Source organism: Blautia hansenii, assembly GCF_013304445.1.
In the GTDB taxonomy this organism is placed as follows: domain Bacteria; phylum Bacillota; class Clostridia; order Lachnospirales; family Lachnospiraceae; genus Blautia.
The window spans coordinates 355,404-372,548 of the sequence record NZ_JAAITA010000001.1; the positions used below are offsets into that span (position 1 = coordinate 355,404).

At 43.3% G+C, this 17,145-nt stretch carries 17 protein-coding genes; 13 read left to right on the forward strand and 4 right to left on the reverse strand.

Annotation, left to right across the window (positions count from 1 at the left end; translation table 11 throughout):
* The first annotated feature begins 3 nt into the window (after positions 1–3).
* The 6 genes from G5A70_RS01700 to xerD all read left to right on the forward strand — a co-directional run bounded on the left by G5A70_RS01700 (position 4) and on the right by xerD (position 5,873).
* Entirely contained in the window at positions 4–423 is a 420-nt protein-coding gene (locus tag G5A70_RS01700) for a nuclear transport factor 2 family protein (protein WP_173747392.1), read from the forward strand.
* Between the two features lie 330 nt (positions 424–753).
* Positions 754–1,845, forward strand: a complete 1,092-nt coding sequence (gene recA / locus G5A70_RS01705) for a recombinase RecA (protein ID WP_173747520.1) — start codon at positions 754–756, stop codon at positions 1,843–1,845.
* Positions 1,846–1,859: 14 nt separating this feature from the next.
* On the forward strand, positions 1,860–2,462 hold the full coding sequence (locus G5A70_RS01710) for a regulatory protein RecX (protein WP_173747393.1): 603 nt from the start codon (positions 1,860–1,862) through the stop codon (positions 2,460–2,462).
* Positions 2,463–2,577: 115 nt separating this feature from the next.
* The gene (rny, locus tag G5A70_RS01715) at positions 2,578–4,137 is read left to right on the forward strand and encodes a ribonuclease Y (RefSeq protein ID WP_173747394.1); all 1,560 of its coding nucleotides are present in this window, start codon (positions 2,578–2,580) and stop codon (positions 4,135–4,137) included.
* 99 nt (positions 4,138–4,236) lie between these two features.
* Entirely contained in the window at positions 4,237–4,806 is a 570-nt protein-coding gene (locus tag G5A70_RS01720) for a stage II sporulation protein M (RefSeq protein WP_173747395.1), read from the forward strand.
* A gap of 182 nt (positions 4,807–4,988) precedes the next feature.
* Entirely contained in the window at positions 4,989–5,873 is an 885-nt protein-coding gene (gene xerD, locus G5A70_RS01725; RefSeq protein WP_173747396.1) for a site-specific tyrosine recombinase XerD, read from the forward strand.
* A gap of 73 nt (positions 5,874–5,946) precedes the next feature.
* Here xerD and G5A70_RS01730 read toward each other — a convergent pair whose 3' ends face one another.
* Both G5A70_RS01730 and G5A70_RS01735 read right to left on the reverse strand, forming a co-directional pair.
* Positions 5,947–6,978 carry a 3-deoxy-7-phosphoheptulonate synthase gene (locus G5A70_RS01730; protein ID WP_173747397.1) on the reverse strand — a complete coding sequence of 344 codons (1,032 nt, stop codon included), beginning with the start codon at positions 6,976–6,978 and terminating at the stop codon, positions 5,947–5,949.
* A gap of 109 nt (positions 6,979–7,087) precedes the next feature.
* Complete coding sequence (locus G5A70_RS01735; RefSeq protein ID WP_173747398.1) at positions 7,088–8,407, reverse strand: polysaccharide biosynthesis protein; 1,320 nt, start codon at positions 8,405–8,407, stop codon at positions 7,088–7,090.
* Positions 8,408–8,537: 130 nt separating this feature from the next.
* On the opposite strand from G5A70_RS01735, the gene G5A70_RS01740 reads away from it, so the two are divergent.
* The 4 genes from G5A70_RS01740 to mnmA are packed head-to-tail and all read left to right on the forward strand — an operon-like array spanning position 8,538 to position 11,769.
* Entirely contained in the window at positions 8,538–8,990 is a 453-nt protein-coding gene (locus tag G5A70_RS01740; RefSeq protein WP_173747399.1) for an RrF2 family transcriptional regulator, read from the forward strand.
* Between the two features lie 15 nt (positions 8,991–9,005).
* Positions 9,006–10,199, forward strand: a complete 1,194-nt coding sequence (gene nifS, locus G5A70_RS01745) for a cysteine desulfurase NifS (RefSeq protein WP_173747400.1) — start codon at positions 9,006–9,008, stop codon at positions 10,197–10,199.
* 41 nt (positions 10,200–10,240) lie between these two features.
* Positions 10,241–10,684, forward strand: coding sequence for a Fe-S cluster assembly scaffold protein NifU (gene nifU / locus G5A70_RS01750; RefSeq protein ID WP_173747401.1), 444 nt, complete (start codon positions 10,241–10,243; stop codon positions 10,682–10,684).
* A complete protein-coding gene (gene mnmA / locus G5A70_RS01755; RefSeq protein WP_173747402.1) occupies positions 10,684–11,769 on the forward strand; it encodes a tRNA 2-thiouridine(34) synthase MnmA in 1,086 nt (361 codons plus the stop codon). The genes nifU and mnmA overlap by 1 nt, the downstream gene beginning before the upstream one ends.
* An 84-nt stretch (positions 11,770–11,853) precedes the next feature.
* Here mnmA and G5A70_RS01760 read toward each other — a convergent pair whose 3' ends face one another.
* On the reverse strand, positions 11,854–12,654 hold the full coding sequence (locus G5A70_RS01760; protein ID WP_173747403.1) for a histidinol-phosphatase HisJ family protein: 801 nt from the start codon (positions 12,652–12,654) through the stop codon (positions 11,854–11,856).
* 249 nt (positions 12,655–12,903) lie between these two features.
* Between G5A70_RS01760 and gap the strand changes: the two genes are divergently transcribed.
* From gap to tpiA, 3 genes are all read left to right on the forward strand, one after another.
* Positions 12,904–13,923 carry a type I glyceraldehyde-3-phosphate dehydrogenase gene (gap, locus tag G5A70_RS01765; protein ID WP_173747404.1) on the forward strand — a complete coding sequence of 340 codons (1,020 nt, stop codon included), beginning with the start codon at positions 12,904–12,906 and terminating at the stop codon, positions 13,921–13,923.
* Positions 13,924–14,026: 103 nt separating this feature from the next.
* Positions 14,027–15,220 carry a phosphoglycerate kinase gene (locus G5A70_RS01770; protein WP_173747405.1) on the forward strand — a complete coding sequence of 398 codons (1,194 nt, stop codon included), beginning with the start codon at positions 14,027–14,029 and terminating at the stop codon, positions 15,218–15,220.
* A gap of 51 nt (positions 15,221–15,271) precedes the next feature.
* Entirely contained in the window at positions 15,272–16,021 is a 750-nt protein-coding gene (gene tpiA / locus G5A70_RS01775; protein WP_173747406.1) for a triose-phosphate isomerase, read from the forward strand.
* Between the two features lie 102 nt (positions 16,022–16,123).
* Here the strand turns inward: tpiA and G5A70_RS01780 are convergent, their stop codons facing one another.
* On the reverse strand, positions 16,124–17,041 hold the full coding sequence (locus G5A70_RS01780) for a radical SAM protein (protein WP_173747407.1): 918 nt from the start codon (positions 17,039–17,041) through the stop codon (positions 16,124–16,126).
* Between the last annotated feature and the right edge of the window lie 104 nt (positions 17,042–17,145).

Genomic DNA, 17,145 nt, shown 5'->3' on the forward strand with positions numbered 1-17,145 from the left:
TATATGAAAGAGCGGGAAGAAATCATTCGTCTGTGGTTTGACATGTGGGTTCAGCAAAAAGATATGGGAATTCATAAAATCTTTACGGAAGATGTAGTATATATTGAAAGCTGGGGACCAAAATACACAAATTGCACTACGGTAAAGCACTGGTTTCAGGAGTGGAATGCCAGGGGACGAGTGCTTATATGGGAAATAAAACAATACTTCCATAAAGACAATCAAACGATTGCAGAATGGTATTTTAAAAATGAGATGAAGAATGGCAGCATAGACGAGTTTGACGGAATGTCTCTCATAGAATGGACAGCGGACAACAAAATCAAACTGCTGCAGGAATTTGGGTGTAACCGCAATCATTATAATCCTTATGAAAACAGCGCAATACCCAGATTCCGGAATGAAAAAGTGAATTGGTTTTAGCAAGGCAGGGAAAGAATAAAACATGAAAAAAGGCTTGATTTCCTCTTGACAGAACTTCTAAATGGGTTCATACTAAAAACACCTTTAAAACATTTTCTGAGTCTGTCACATTTAGTACATATCGAGAATATGGCTTCCTGTGACAGCTCCAACCTTTCAGTTTCAGACGGCATTCGCCGCAAAATCCACCTTATAAAAATAAAAGACAGGCAGGTGATTTCTGTGAAAAACAGTTGACAAGCAGGGAAAAGTGTACTATCATGAAATATATAAACGAACATAAGTTCGTGGTTTGAGAGCAGCAGGAAAAGGAGATTAAATATGGCACAGATGGTCAAAGAAGATAAATTAAAGGCTCTGGATGGAGCACTGGCACAGATTGAAAAGCAGTTTGGAAAAGGTTCTGTGATGAAACTGGGAGATTCCACAGCCAATATGAATGTGGAAACCGTTCCTACAGGTGCGCTGAGTCTGGATATTGCCCTTGGTCTGGGCGGGATTCCAAAGGGAAGAATTGTAGAGGTTTACGGACCGGAGTCCAGTGGTAAGACAACCGTAGCTCTTCATATGGTAGCAGAGGTACAGAAAAGAGGAGGAATTGCAGGATTTATTGATGCGGAGCATGCTCTGGATCCTGCTTATGCAAAAAATATCGGAGTAGATATCGACAATTTATACATTTCCCAGCCGGACAATGGCGAGCAGGCTCTGGAAATTACAGAAACCATGGTGCGTTCCGGCGCTGTGGACATTATCATTGTGGACTCTGTAGCCGCACTTGTGCCAAAGGCAGAGATTGAAGGCGATATGGGAGATTCCCATGTGGGGCTTCAGGCACGTCTTATGTCACAGGCTTTGAGAAAGCTGACAGCTCATATCAGCAAATCCAACTGTATTGTTATTTTCATTAACCAGCTTCGTGAAAAAGTGGGTGTTATGTTTGGAAATCCGGAAGTTACTACGGGTGGACGTGCACTGAAATTCTATTCTTCTATCCGTATGGATGTGCGCAGAATTGAGACACTGAAACAGGGCGGAGAAATGGTAGGAAACCGAACCAGAATCAAAGTCGTAAAAAACAAGATTGCGCCTCCGTTTAAGGAAGCCGAATTTGACATTATGTTTGGAGAAGGAATTTCCAGAGAAGGGGATATTTTGGATTTGGCGGCTAATATCGGCGTAGTGAATAAAAGTGGTGCATGGTATGCTTATAATGACGGAAAAATTGGACAGGGACGTGAAAATGCCAAGAAATATTTAAAAGAAAATCCGGAAATTTCCGAAGAAATCGAAAAGAAAGTGAGAGAATTCTATAGTCTGATTCCGAAAGAAGAAGGCGCGGAGGCGCAGAATGCAGACAGTACAAATACGGAGAAATCCGTAGAGGGTCTTCAGCCTGCAGAGCGTAATAAAGAAGATTAAGGAGGGGAACTTCCATGACGGTTACAGAGATAAAAGCTGTAACAAAACAGAAGTTTCAGGTGGAACTTGACGGGCAGGAGACCTTTGTTTTATACAGGGGTGAGTTGTCCCGCTATGGAATCGAAGAGGAGCGGGAACTTTCTCCGGAAGTATACCGGGAATTGGTGGAGGAGGTGCTCACAAAGAGGGCAAAGCTTCGAGCCATGCACCTTCTTCAGAAAATGGACCGGACAAAAGCAGATTTAAGAAGAAAACTGGAGCAGAGCGGTTATCCCGTCCAAGCCGTGGAAGCGGCTCTGGATTATGTGGAATCCTTCCACTATATTGACGATGCCCGCTATGCAGCCATGTATATAGAAAATCAAAAGAGCCGAAAAGGTATGGCGAGAATCCGCATGGAACTTGTACAAAAAGGCGTATCCTCAGAAATTATACAGCAGGCCTTTGAAGAAGCAGAGGAAAAGACAGATTCCAGGAGTGTCATCCGGCAGATGCTGGAGAAAAAACGAAGAGGGGAAGGCCCTTTGGAGGAAAAAGAGAAGCAGCGGTTATATGGCTTTTTTATGCGGAAAGGTTTTTCTTCTTCTGATATTTTGGCAGTTTTTCGCGAATTGTGAAATTACACAGAAATACGGTTTTTACTTCATGGTTTTCTGTTGACTTTTTTCAAAATTCAGTATAAAATTATACTGTTGTATCCGTACAATGAAAACTAAATAAGGAGGTGCTCCTGTGATAAGCTATGTAATAATTGCAATTGTTGCTGTAGCTGTTTCACTGCTGATTTCCATTCCGGTGACTGCAAATATTTCAGTGAAGAAAAAAGCGGAAAAAGATGCGGAAACTATCGGTACAGCGGAAGTGAAAGCAAGAAGCATTATAGATGAAGCATTGAAGACTGCTGAAACAAAAAAACGTGAAGCTCTCTTAGAAGCAAAAGAAGAAAATCTCCGAACCAAGAACGAGTTGGAAAAAGAGACAAAAGAGAGAAGAAACGAACTTCAGAAGTACGAAAAACGTGTTTTGTCGAAAGAAGAGGCTCTTGATAAGAAAGCAGATGCTTTGGAGAGAAGAGAAGCCGAGTACACAGCAAAGGAAGCAGAATTAAAGAAAAAAGAAAAGAAAGTCGATGAATTACAAGGACAGAGAGTACAGGAACTGGAAAGAATTTCAGGTCTGACCTCCGAACAGGCAAAAGATTATCTGTTGAAAACTGTTGAAGACGAAGTAAAAATTGACACCGCCAAGCTTTACAAAGAATTGGAAAGCAAGGCAAAAGAAGAAGCCGATAAAAAGGCGAAAGAGTATGTAGTAACTGCGATTCAGAAATGTGCAGCAGACCATGTGGCAGAAGCGACAATTTCTGTTGTACAGCTTCCGAGTGATGAGATGAAAGGTCGTATCATCGGACGTGAAGGACGAAACATCCGAACACTGGAGACGCTGACAGGTGTGGATTTGATTATTGATGACACTCCTGAGGCTGTGGTGTTATCCGGATTTGACCCTATCCGAAGAGAAGTCGCCCGAATTGCTCTGGAAAAATTGATTGTAGACGGACGTATTCATCCGGCAAGAATTGAAGAAATGGTTGAAAAGGCTCAAAGAGAAGTTGAATCTATGATGAGAGAAGAAGGAGAAGCAGCGGCACTGGAAGTTGGTGTCCATGGTATTCATCCGGAACTCATTCGTCTTCTGGGCCGCATGAAGTTCCGCTCCAGCTACGGACAGAATGCATTGAAACATTCTATCGAAGTGGCACAGCTGGCAGGTTTGCTGGCAGGCGAAGTAGGAACAGATATACGAATGGCGAAAAGAGCAGGTCTGCTCCATGACATTGGTAAGTCTATCGACCATGAGGTAGAAGGCTCCCATATTCAGATTGGTGCTGACTTATGTAGAAAATATAAAGAATCACAGATTGTGATTAATGCTGTAGAGTCCCATCACGGCGATGTGGAACCTACATCCCTGGTTGCCTGTATTGTACAGGCTGCAGACGCAATTTCTGCGGCAAGACCAGGTGCGAGAAGAGAAACTTTAGAAACTTATACCAACAGATTAAAACAGTTAGAAGACATTACAAACTCCTTTAAGGGAGTAGATAAATCTTTTGCTATTCAGGCAGGAAGGGAAATTCGTGTTATGGTAGTACCGGAGCATGTTACAGATGCGGATATGGTACTTTTGGCCAGAGACATTTCCAAACAGATTGAAGCAGAACTGGAATATCCGGGACAGATTAAAGTAAACGTAATCCGCGAATCAAGAGTTGTAGATTATGCCAAGTAATAAAATCGACTGAAACGATGAAAAAGAAAAGACCCCAAGGGAGAGTAATCCGGGGTCTTTTTTCTTTTGGGAAAACATAGACTGTAATGGGTGAAGAGAATGAAAAAATATAGTAAAATGTTTTCCATATTATATATGGCAGGGTTTGCAGCGGGAATTGTGTGCACGAATCTGCTTTTTGAGAAGACGGGCTATCAGAGCAGTCTTTTGTCCATATATCTGGCGGATGCAGTGCAGAAGGAGACAGAAAAGGCAGGTCTTTTCGGAGAATTGCTGGTAAGAAGAGGAGTCTTTTTTGGATTTGGAACCATTTGTGGTCTGACTGCGGTGGGAGTTCCGCTGGTTGCCATGAGTCTTATCTGGTTTGGATTTCTGGCGGGAAGTCTTATGACAACATTTTTGCTGGAATACGGTATTCGGGGAATTTTCCTGGGAATTATATCCTTTGTGCCCCAGATGTTTTTTTATGTTCCGGGTTGGTTGATTTTTTTCTTTTCTGTAATACAGATGAGTCAGAAATTTTGGGGAAACCGGAAAAGAGAGTCGGCAGACTATCGGGCCTATTTCTTTTTTCTTTCCTTGGCAGCCGTGTGCCTGCTTTTGGGAATCTGGCAGGAAAGTTATGTTAATCAAAATCTTTTAAACTATATTTGGAAAAAATGGGTTTGAGTTCATAAAAAATTAATATTTAGCAACTTACCACATGTGGTATTTGAGTAAAAATAATCGTTCGATATGTTGTGTAAAAGGGGAAAACCTTTTAAAAACAGGGATTTTTGTTAAATTAAGGTTTGATTTTTGTGTGATATATGATATATAATCAAACTATGCCTACAGAAGGGGAATGAAATATGAAGTGCGAAATAGAAGAGTTTATTGGCTATTTACATAATACCAGAGGCACTTCCAAAAATACAGAAGTTTCATATGAACGTGATTTGAAAAAGCTGGAGCGTTTTTTGACAGAGGAGAAAATAGAGAGTGTAGAGCAAGTCAATGCCACACTTTTGAACTCTTATGTTATGTACATGGAGAGAAAGAATTTTGCAGCGTCATCTATTTCCAGAAGTATTGCTTCTATCAGAGCGTTTTTTCATTTTTTATGTCAGACAAGAAGCTGGAAAGAAAATCCGGCTGAGCATTTGAAAGCACCGAAGATAGAGAAAAAAATGCCTGGTATTCTCACGATAGATGAAGTGGATTTGCTTTTGAAGCAGCCGCGGGAAAACACGGCAAAGGGAATCCGGGACAGAGCTATGCTGGAACTTTTGTATGCCACTGGTATCAGAGTAAGTGAATTAATCAGCCTTACCTTAAAAGATATTAATTTGAAACTGGGATATATTACCTGCAGCAGCGGGGAGAAGGAGCGAGTGATTCCATTTGGAAGTGCTGCGAAAAGGTCTGTGGAACATTATATGGAAGGGGCCAGGGCAGAACTTTTAGGTTCTCAGGAAAGTGAAATGTTGTTTTTAAACTGTTCCGGGAAATCTATGAGCCGTCAGGGGTTCTGGAAGGTACTGAAAAGCTATGCGGAGGCAGCAGGTATTCAGCAGGACATTACACCTCATACCCTGCGCCATTCTTTTGCCGCCCATCTGGTACAGAATGGTGCGGATTTAAAAAGTGTTCAGGAAATGATGGGACATTCAGACATTTCCACCACCCAGATTTACATGAATATGAACATGAATAAGATTCGGGATGTGTATATGAAAGCGCACCCCAGAAGATAAAAAGCAAGAAAAAGCCCTTTGGGGTATGCCAAGAGAAAGGTATACGCTCAAAGGGTTTTGTTTTGTACGGATATCAGCAGAGTTCTGCAATGGTATAGATGAGTTTTTCGGTATCTTCCCAGCCAAGGCAGGGGTCTGTGATAGATTTGCCGTAAACGTGGTCAGGACCGATTTTCTGGCTTCCTTCTACCAGGTAACTTTCAATCATAACGCCTTTTACCAGATTACGGATATCCGGGGAGACCAGACGACTGTGGAGTACTTCTTTTACAATGCGAATCTGCTCCTTGAATTTTTTGCCGGAGTTGGAGTGGTTGGCATCAATGATGGCAGCAGGATTTGCCAAGTCTTTTTCCCGGTACATATCCAGAAGACGCTGCAAATCTTCGTAATGATAGTTGGGAATCGTATTGCCATGTTTGCTGACGGCGCCTCTTAAAATGGTGTGGGTCAGAGGATTTCCCTCAGTAGCCACTTCCCAGCCTCTGGAGATAAAATCGTGTCCGGCTTGTGCTGCAATCACAGAATTTATCATAACGGAGAAATCACCGCTGGTAGGGTTTTTCATACCTGCCGGAATGTCCAGGCCGCTGACCATAAGGCGGTGCTCCTGATTTTCTACAGAACGGGCGCCGATGGCAACGTAGGAAAGTAGGTCAGAAAGATAATGCCAGTTATCGGGATAAAGCATTTCGTCAGCGGAAGTCAGACCTGTTTCGGCAAGAGAACGCAGGTGCATTCTGCGAATAGCCAGAATACCGGCCAGAACGTCAGGCTTAGCTTCCGGGTCAGGCTGATGCAGCATGCCTTTATAGCCCTCGCCTGTGGTGCGCGGTTTGTTGGTATAAATACGGGGTACCAGTACCACACGTTCTTTTACTTTTTCCTGCAGACGGGCCAGGCGGTTGGTGTATTCGCAGACAGATTCCTCGTTGTCTGCAGAGCAGGGACCTACAATGACAAGAAATTTGTCTGATTTTCCGGTGAAAATATCCTGAATCATGGTATCACGGATGGCTTTCGCTTTTTTTAATTTTTCGGGTACCGGAATTTGTTCTTTGACTTCATCCGGGGTGGGGAGTTGTTTGATGAATGAAAAACTCATGGCAGTCTCCTTTGTATTTCGTAATCAATATTCTTCAAAACCAAATTATAATACAAGAAAACAGTATTGTCGATAGTTTTGCACAAAATACTTCAAAACTTTAAAGCGATTATGTATGAAAATAATCGCGAAGAAAATAAACAGACAAAAGTGTGGACAAAAGTTCGCTGACAATCAGTCCCCAAAGGTATCCGATAATGCCGTATTTTGGAATGACCAGGCAGACAAATGCCAGACGGACTCCAAGCCCCAGGGTATTCAGCAGGAAACTCTGGTTTACCAGCCCCAGACCATTTAAAATGCCGCCCAGGGTACCGGAGAGGTACAGGCAGGGACAGATAAAGGACAGGATTTTGATAAAGGTTCCGGCAAACTCGCTTTTGAAAAGAAGCAGCCCCAGGAAATTGCCTGCAAAATAGAAAAAGGCAGTAGACGCTGCCCCTAAAAGCAGACAGTATTTCATAGAAAGAAAGATACTGCGCCGGATGTGGTTGCGGTTGCCAACAGCCTGCTGCTCGGCTACAGAGGGAAGCAAAACCGTAGAAACGGCGTTGGTAATAGCAGAGGGAAAGAGTATCAGCGGCAGAGCCATTCCGGTGAGAGTCCCATAGACAGAAAGGGCAGAGGCATTGTCCAGTCCATACAGCCTAAGATGTCCGGGGATGAGCACAGACTCGATACTGTGCAGCAGATTGACTAAAAGCCGGTTGCAGGTCAGAGGAAAGGAGAGACAGACAATGGCTTTTATATCTGCAAAAGGCGATTTCATAAAGCGCAAAGAATATTGCTGTTTCTTATAATCCAAAAGAATAAAAAATCCGGAGAACACCATGGAGGCCAGTTCTCCGCCCAGAAGTCCGCTGACAGCCAGGGCGGGTGTAGGGGAAATTCCTTGTTCTGTCTGAATAAGAAAAAGAAGATAGGAAGTGCCAATACGAGCGCACTGTTCCAGAAGCTGCGCAGCAGCCGGAACGGCCAGTTTTTTCCGGGCAAAGCAGTAGCCGTTGACACAGGCATGAAAAGTTCCCATGGGAATGGAAAGAGCCATGATTTTTAAAAGGGGAGTACAGCTTTCTTCCAAGAGAATGTGCACTGCAAACCAGGAGGCATGACGGTACAGGAAAAAAGAGGACAGCAATGCAATCAAAACGGACAGGAAGGTGGAAAGGAGAAAAATATCTCTGGCTCCCTGCTCGTCTTTTAAGGCAGCTCTTGCGGCTGTAAATCTGGAGATTGCGGTCTGAATCCCTCCTACAGAGAGGGCAAAACACAGGGTATGGATGGGGAAAATAAGCTGGTAGATTCCCATGCCCTGCGCACCAATCACCTGGGAGAGGAATATTCTATAAATAAATCCCAGAATTTTTGTCAGGAATCCGGAGAGGGTTAAGAGCAGGGTTCCTTTTAAAAGCAGATGCCTGTCGTTCATAGTTTCACCGATTTTTCCTTTTTCCTAAATATATTCCCAAAAGGTGCTTGACAGAACAGAGGAAAGGTGATATTCTACTTCCAGATTAGAAATCCGACTAAAATAGTAGGAATTGAAAAGAGGCGATAAATTGAAACTTTCCACAAAGGGCAGGTATGGTCTGCGGGCGATGATTGACCTGGCGCTGTATAGTGATGAAGAGGCAGTGTCCATACAAAGTATTTCTGCCAGACAGAACATTTCCGACAATTATCTGGAACAGCTTGTGCGCAAGCTGAAGAAAGAGGGACTGGTGGTCAGCGTCCGGGGAGCCCAGGGTGGTTACAGACTGGCAAAGCCGGCAGATGAAATTTCGGTAGGAGATGTGCTAAGAGCTTTGGAGGGCAGCCTGGAGGCAGTTTCCTGCGGCGAGGGAAATAACCTTCACTGTCAGGGAGAAGACTTATGCGTGACCCGGTATGTCTGGCAGAGAATTAATCGAAGTATTCAGGAAACAGTGGATTCCATTATGATAAGCCAACTGGTAGAAGAAAGCCGCAAGGTGCGGGAAAAAGGACAAATTAAAGTGCAAAAATGTGATTAATAGGAGATGAAGATTATGAAGACGAGAATTTATCTGGATAATGCAGCAACTACAAAGACTTCTAAAGAAGTAGTAGATGCCATGCTTCCTTATTTTACAGAGGATTACGGAAATCCTTCCAGTATTTACGAAATTGGACAGAGAAGTAAAGAGGCTATTACAAAGGCCCGTGAGCAGATTGCACAGGTGATTGGCGCAAAAACGGAAGAAATTTATTTTACCGCAGGCGGCAGTGAGTCTGACAACTGGGCGTTAAAGGCGGCTTTTGAAGCATATTCAGGCAAGGGCAATCACATCATTACTACGAAAATTGAGCACCATGCGATTTTGCATACCTGCGAATATCTGGAAAAACAGGGCGCCAGAATCACCTACCTGGATGTAGATGAAAACGGTCTGGTAGATTTGGAGGAACTGCAGAAAGCCATCTGTCCAGAAACAATTCTGATTTCTGTTATGTTTGCCAACAATGAAATCGGAACCATTGAGCCGGTGAAGGAAATCGGTATGATTGCAAAAGAACATGGGGTACTTTTCCATACCGACGCAGTACAGGCATTTGGTCAGGTTCCCATTGATGTAAACGAGATGAACATTGATATGTTAAGTTCCAGTGCCCATAAGATTAACGGACCCAAGGGAATCGGCTTTCTCTATATCCGCAAGGGCGTGAAAATCCGTTCTTTTGTACACGGCGGTGCCCAGGAAAGAAAGAGAAGAGCCGGAACGGAAAATGTACCGGGAATTGTAGGTTATGGTGTGGCTGCCAAAAGAGCGGCAGAGAGCATGGAAGAGCGCACAAAAAAGGAAAGAGAACTGAGAGATTATCTTATTGAGAGAGTCTTAAAAGAGGTTCCTTATGTAAAATTAAACGGAGACCCGGTAAAACGTCTTCCGAATAATATGAATTTCAGTTTCCGGTTTATCGAAGGGGAATCCCTGCTGATTATGCTGGATATGAAAGGAATTGCAGGTTCCAGTGGTTCTGCATGTACTTCCGGTTCCTTAGACCCTTCTCATGTACTTCTGGCTATCGGCCTGCCTCATGAGATTGCACACGGTTCTCTGCGTCTGACTCTTGGGGAAGACATTACGAAGGAAGACTTGGATTACACTCTGGAGCAGATAAAAGAAATCGTGGGAAGACTGCGGGAACTGTCCCCGTTATATGAAGATTTTGTAAGAAAACAGGAAAAACAGAAACAGTAAGAAAAATAAGAGAATTTTTTGAATAAACGGAGGAATTTATTATGTACAGTGAAAAAGTTATGGACCATTTTCAGAATCCAAGAAATGTAGGAGAAATCGAAAATGCCAGTGGTGTGGGTACTGTAGGCAATGCAAAATGTGGAGATATTATGCGTATCTATCTGGATATTGACGAAAACCAGATTATCAGAGACTGTAAGTTCAAAACCTTTGGATGCGGTGCAGCAGTGGCCACTAGCAGCATGGCAACAGAACTGGTAAAAGGAAAAAACATTCAGGAAGCACTGCAGATAACCAATAAAGCGGTTATGGAAGCGCTGGACGGACTTCCGCCAGTGAAGGTGCACTGTTCTTTGCTGGCAGAAGAGGCTATTCATGCAGCATTATGGGATTATGCGGAAAAGAATGGAATCAAAATCGAGGGACTGACCAAACCGAAATCTGACATTCATGAGGGCGAAGAGGAAGAAGAGGAAGAATATTAATGGCAAAGAAAAAGGTAGTGGTAGGGATGTCCGGCGGTGTGGATTCCTCTGTGGCAGCCTGGCTTTTGAAACAGCAGGGGTATGATGTTATTGGCGTTACCATGCAGATATGGCAGGAGGAAGACCGGGAGTTTCAGGAAGAAAACGGGGGCTGTTGCGGTCTGAGCGCCGTAGACGATGCCAGAAGAGTAGCTCAAGTGCTGGATATTCCCTACTACGTCATGAATTTCAGAAAAGAGTTTAAAGAAAATGTCATTGATTACTTTACCAGAGAGTATCTGGAGGGCAGAACACCCAATCCCTGTATCGCCTGTAACCGTTATGTGAAATGGGAGTCCCTTTTAAAGAGAAGTCTGGATATTGGCGCCGATTACATTGCTACCGGACATTATGCCAGAGTGGAACAGCTGCCAAACGGCAGGTATGCTATCCGCAATTCGGTTACTGCAAAAAAAGACCAGACCTATGCGCTTTATAATCTGACACAGGAACAGCTTTCCAGAACATTGATGCCGGTGGGAGACTACACAAAAGACGAAATCCGCCGTATGGCAGAGGAAGCCGGACTTCCCGTGGCACATAAAAAGGACAGTCAGGAAATCTGTTTTGTGCCGGATAATGACTATGCAGGTTTTATTGAGGAGCATACAGGCAGAAAAACAGAAAAGGGTAATTATGTCCTGGAAGACGGCAGTGTTATCGGGCAGCACCAGGGAATTATCCATTACACCATTGGCCAGAGAAAAGGTTTGAATCTTGCCATGGGTCATCCCGTTTTTGTGACGGAAATCCGTCCTGAGAGCAACGAGGTAGTCATTGGAGAAAATGAAGATTTATTCGTATATAGTCTGCTTTGCGACAGGGTGAATTTTATGGCCATGGAAAAGCTGGAGGAGGGCAGAAATCTTACAGCAAAAATTCGTTATAATCATTCGGGTGCACCTTGTACACTAAAGGATGCAGGTGACGGAAAGGTAATAGTGACTTTTCAAGAACCTCAAAGAGCCATCACGCCGGGACAGGCTGTCGTCTTTTATCAGGGCGAATATGTGGCAGGAGGCGGCATTATTCTGGGAAAAGCATAAAGAATAGGCAGATAAGAAAAAGGGTTGCTGTATCAGAGGAAAATCGTCTGATACGGCAGCCTTTTTGAGACTGGAAATTTGGTTTTAAAGCTTTATAAATTCCGGTTTTCTCTTTTTGAAAATGGTATAATACCGGAATCCACAGGCTTTTAGCAGTTCGCCCATTTTTGGAAAATCGTAAGCCATATGTTCCGGTGCATGGCCGTCAGAGCCCAGCGTCAGAATTTCCCCTCCCAGTTCCCGGTAGCGAGTCAGAATATCCTCTGTGGGGTTTGGGTGACCCAGTCCATATTTAAAGCCCGCACTGTTACATTCCAGTCCAATGCCCTTTTCAATCAGAGTTTTGAGAATTTCGTCCAGAATATCCCTGTAAGCCCGGTAAGAATAATCTTTGTTTTTCTCAGGGCCGTAGCGTACCACATAGTCAATATGCCCACAGGTATCAAAGCAGGAGAACGTTTTCAGGTTTTCCAGAACCACTTCAAAATACCGATGGTAGGCCTGGTACTGGGTTCTGCCCTCATAAAAATCTTTCTTATAGGGGTCCAGACGGTCGGCTACATGGACGGAGCCGATGAGAAAGTCAAAGTCAGAAGAAGTGGCAAGGGTCGGAATTTCCTTTTTTAAATGAGGCTGAAGTCCCATTTCGAGACCGAAAAACACAGAGATGGTATCTGCGTATTTTTCTTTCAGTTCCCGGCAGATTTTTTCGTAGGCAGGCAAATCAACCAGAAAGTTCAGCTCTCCCGGGGGAAAATCCAAATCCATATGTTCTGTAAAGCAGATACCGGGAAGCCCCAGGGCAATGCCTCTTTGAATCATGGACTCCATAGGAGCCTGGCTGTCACTGGAAAAAGAGGTATGCAGATGAAAATCATAATACATGGCAAAACTCCTTTACTGTAAAATATGCTTTTTTCTACATTATAAACGCTGATTTGCAGGGGTTTCAAGTGGTATTACAGGAAATTGCTATTTCATAAAAAGGAATTTTGAAAATAGACTTGAATTTTTGGATAAAAACAGGTACAATATGGACAAGGTTGATGTTTCTTTAACGAAGTTAGGCTTTAAAGCTAAACTCTGTTAAAGAACTCCCATATAAATCAATCACTTTTAGGAGGAATGAAAATCATGGCAGTAAAAGTAGCAATTAATGGTTTTGGACGTATTGGACGTCTTGCATTCAGACAGATGTTCGGAGCAGAAGGATTTGAAATCGTTGCAATCAACGACTTAACATCTCCAGCTATGTTAGCTCACTTACTGAAATATGATTCTACTCAGGGTAGATATGAATTAGCTGATAAAGTAACAGCAGGTGAAGATTCCATCACAGTTGACGGAAAAGAAATCAAAATTTACGCAAAAGCTAATGCAGCTGAACTTCCTTGGGGAGAAATCGGTGTAGACGTAGTTCTGGAGTGTACAGGATTCTACACATCTAAAGACAAAGCACAGGCTCACATTGATGCAGGCGCTAAGAAAGTTGTTATTTCCGCTCCGGCTGGAAACGACCTTCCTACCATCGTTTACAATGTAAACCATGAAACATTAACAGAAAATGACAACATCATTTCTGCAGCTTCCTGTACAACAAACTGCTTAGCTCCTATGGCAAAAGCATTAAATGACTTAGCTGAAATCCAGTCCGGTATTATGTGCACAATTCACGCTTACACAGGCGATCAGATGACACTGGACGGACCACAGAGAAAAGGTGATTTAAGACGTTCCCGTGCAGCAGCAGTAAACATTGTTCCTAACAGCACAGGTGCTGCAAAAGCTATCGGATTAGTTATTCCTGAATTAAACGGAAAATTAATCGGCGCTGCTCAGCGTGTACCGACACCTACAGGTTCTACAACAATCTTAACAGCAGTTGTAAAAGGAAACGTTACAAAAGAACAGATTAACGATGCTATGAAAGCAGCAGCTACAGAATCTTTCGGATACAACACAGATGAAATCGTATCCAGTGATATCGTTGGTATGAGATTCGGTTCTCTGTTCGACGCTACACAGACAATGGTTCTTCCATTAGACAACGGCACAACAGAAGTTCAGGTTGTATCATGGTATGACAACGAAAACTCTTACACAAGCCAGATGGTTAGAACAATCAAATACTTCGGAAAATTATTAAACAAATAATTTCAAGTATTTATAAAGGCTCAGGAAGGGGTCCGGTCTATTGTGGGCCGGACCCCTTTCGTTTTTTCAGACCCGAAGAATAAGGAAAAGGAGGCATTTTTTAATGCTCAATAAAAAATCAGTTGACGATATTAACGTAAAAGGAAAAAAAGTCCTGGTTCGCTGTGACTTTAACGTACCCTTACAGGAAGGTAAAATTACAGATGAAAACCGCCTGGTAGCAGCTCTTCCTACGATTAAAAAATTGATTGCTGACGGCGGCAAAGTAATTCTCTGCTCCCATCTTGGGAAACCGAAGGGAGAAGCAAAACCGGAATTATCTCTTGCCCCGGTTGCAAAACGTCTGTCTGAATTATTAGGACAGGAAGTAACATTTGCAGCTGATCCGGAAGTGGTAGGACCAAACGCAAAAGCAGCGGTAGACGCTATGAAAGACGGCGAAGTTGTTTTACTGGAAAACACGCGTTACAGAGCAGAAGAGACAAAGAACGGAGAAGCTTTCTCAAAAGAACTGGCCTCTCTTTGCGATGTATTTGTAAACGACGCATTCGGTACAGCACATCGTGCACACTGCTCTAACGTAGGTGTTACACAGTTCGTTGACACAGCAGTAGTAGGCTACTTAATGCAGAAAGAAATCGATTTCCTGGGAAATGCAGTGAACAATCCGGAAAGACCATTTGTTGCAATTCTTGGAGGCGCAAAGGTTTCCAGCAAGATTTCTGTTATCAACAACCTGCTTGATAAAGTGGATACTTTAATCATTGGCGGAGGAATGGCTTATACTTTCTCCAAAGCAGCAGGCGGAAACATTGGTATTTCTCTGTGTGAAGATGATTATTTACAGTATGCCCTTGATATGCAGAAAAAAGCAAAAGAAAAAGGCGTGAAATTACTTCTTCCTGTAGACCACAGAATCGGAGATGCTTTCTCCAATGACTGCAACATCCAGATTGTTAAGAGCGGCGAAATCCCAGAAGGATGGGAAGGTATGGATATCGGACCTGAAACAGAAAAACTTTTCTGTGACGCGGTAAAAGACGCAAAAACAGTTGTATGGAATGGACCAATGGGCTGCTTTGAAATGCCGAACTTTGCACACGGAACAGCAGCAGTGGCAAAAGCACTGGCTGAAACAGATGCAACAACTATCATCGGTGGCGGTGACTCTGCAGCAGCTGTAAATATTCTGGGATATGGCGACAAAATGACACATATTTCCACAGGCGGCGGTGCTTCTTTGGAATTCCTGGAAGGAAAAGAACTCCCAGGCGTTGCAGCAGCAAACGATAAATAAGTCAGGGTCGGGCTTTAAAAGACACCAAATATAAGAAAGAAGGTTATTCCCATGGCAAGAAGAAAAATTATTGCTGGAAACTGGAAAATGAACATGACTCCAAGTGAGGCTGTTGAACTGGTAAACACATTGAAACCACTGGTGGCAAATGAAGAAGTAGACGTGGTATTTTGTGTTCCTGCTATTGATATTGTACCGGTTGTAGAAGCTGTAAAAGGCAGTAACATTCAGGTGGGTGCAGAAAATATGTACTTTGAAGAAAAAGGCGCTTACACAGGCGAAATTTCACCAAACATGTTAGTAGATGCAGGTGTAAAATATGTCATTTTAGGACATTCCGAGAGAAGAGAATATTTCGGTGAAACAAACGAAGACATTAACAAAAAAATGCACAAAGCATTTGAGCACGGTTTAGTACCGATTATGTGCTGCGGCGAAACTCTGGAACAGAGAGAGCAGGGCGTAACTATGGACTTTATCCGTCAGCAGGTAAAAGTTGGATTCCAGGGAATTACTGCAGAGCAGGCGAAAGAAGCGGTTATCGCTTATGAGCCAATCTGGGCTATCGGAACAGGCAAAACAGCAACTACAGAGCAGGCACAGGAAGTTTGCAAGGCTATCCGTGCATGTATTGCAGAAGTGTATGACGAAGCAACTGCAGAAGCTATCCGTATTCAGTACGGCGGTTCTGTAAATGCTGCAACAGCTCCGGATTTATTTGCACAGGCAGATATCGATGGCGGTTTAGTTGGCGGCGCTGCATTGAAACCAGATTTCGGTAAAATCGTAAACTATAAATAATCAAAAGCGATGGATATTATGTAACAACGGAAAGAGAGACCTTGTATGGAAAATTCTGTGCAGGGTCTTTTTTGTATAGCAGAAAAGTTTTTTCAAGAACTCTTACACTCCTTCCAAATCAAAAGGCGGTGTATATTCCTCCTTTGCGCTGCTTTTCTTCTGCATAAACCCTTCGGTCAGTCCCAGGGCGATGGCAGTGTCCAGGACTTTGTTGTATTCATAACTGGTAATGCGCCGGTTGATTTCAGGATAATCGCTGCTTCTATAAAAAGGCGTGTACTGGCTTAACAGGCTGAGCAGGAAGCTGTGTTTGGGAAGTGTTTCCTGCAGCCAGGTAAGGAGTCTTATGGAATCTTCTTTACAGCCCGGAAGTACCATATGGCGTATAATAACTCCTTTTTGCAGAATGCCCTGACTGTCAAAAACAGGAGAGGGACATTGCTGTACCATTTTGATAAGGGCAGGACCGGCAAAGGCAAAATAGTCTTTTGCTTTTGAGTAGCGCAGGGAAAGTGCTGAATCAAAATATTTTAAATCCGGCAGCCAGATGTCCACATAGTTTTTCAGTAAATCAATCATTTCCGGTTTCTCATATCCGCTGGTGTTATAGACAACAGGGATGGTCAGACGATTTTTTACCAGTTCCAGAGCAGGAAGAATCTGAGGCAGAAAATGGGTAGCAGTTATCAGATTAATATTGTGCGCGCCCTGTTCCTGAAGCGAAAGAAAAATTTCTCCCAGACGTTGGGGCGTCAAGTCTTTTCCGATTTGTCCGCTGCTGATGGCGTGATTTTGACAAAAGCAGCATTTTAAGGTACACCCGGAAAAGAAAACGGCTCCGCTGCCTTTGGTACCGCTGATACAGGGCTCTTCCCAGAAGTGCAGGGCAGCTCTGGCCGCTTTCACGGTGGAGAAACAGCCGCAGTAGCCAACACGATGGTTTCTGTCAATTTCGCAGTTTCTGGGGCAGAGCCGACAGTGGGAAGTGGAAAGAAGAGGATGTTCAAGTACTTGTTTCATAAAATAGATGTTCACCTTTCCTGATAAATTTTGTTTTATGCTTTTTTCATCATATAAAAACTTTAGGGATATTTCAAGAGAAAACCAGAAAAGGGTTTCTTTTT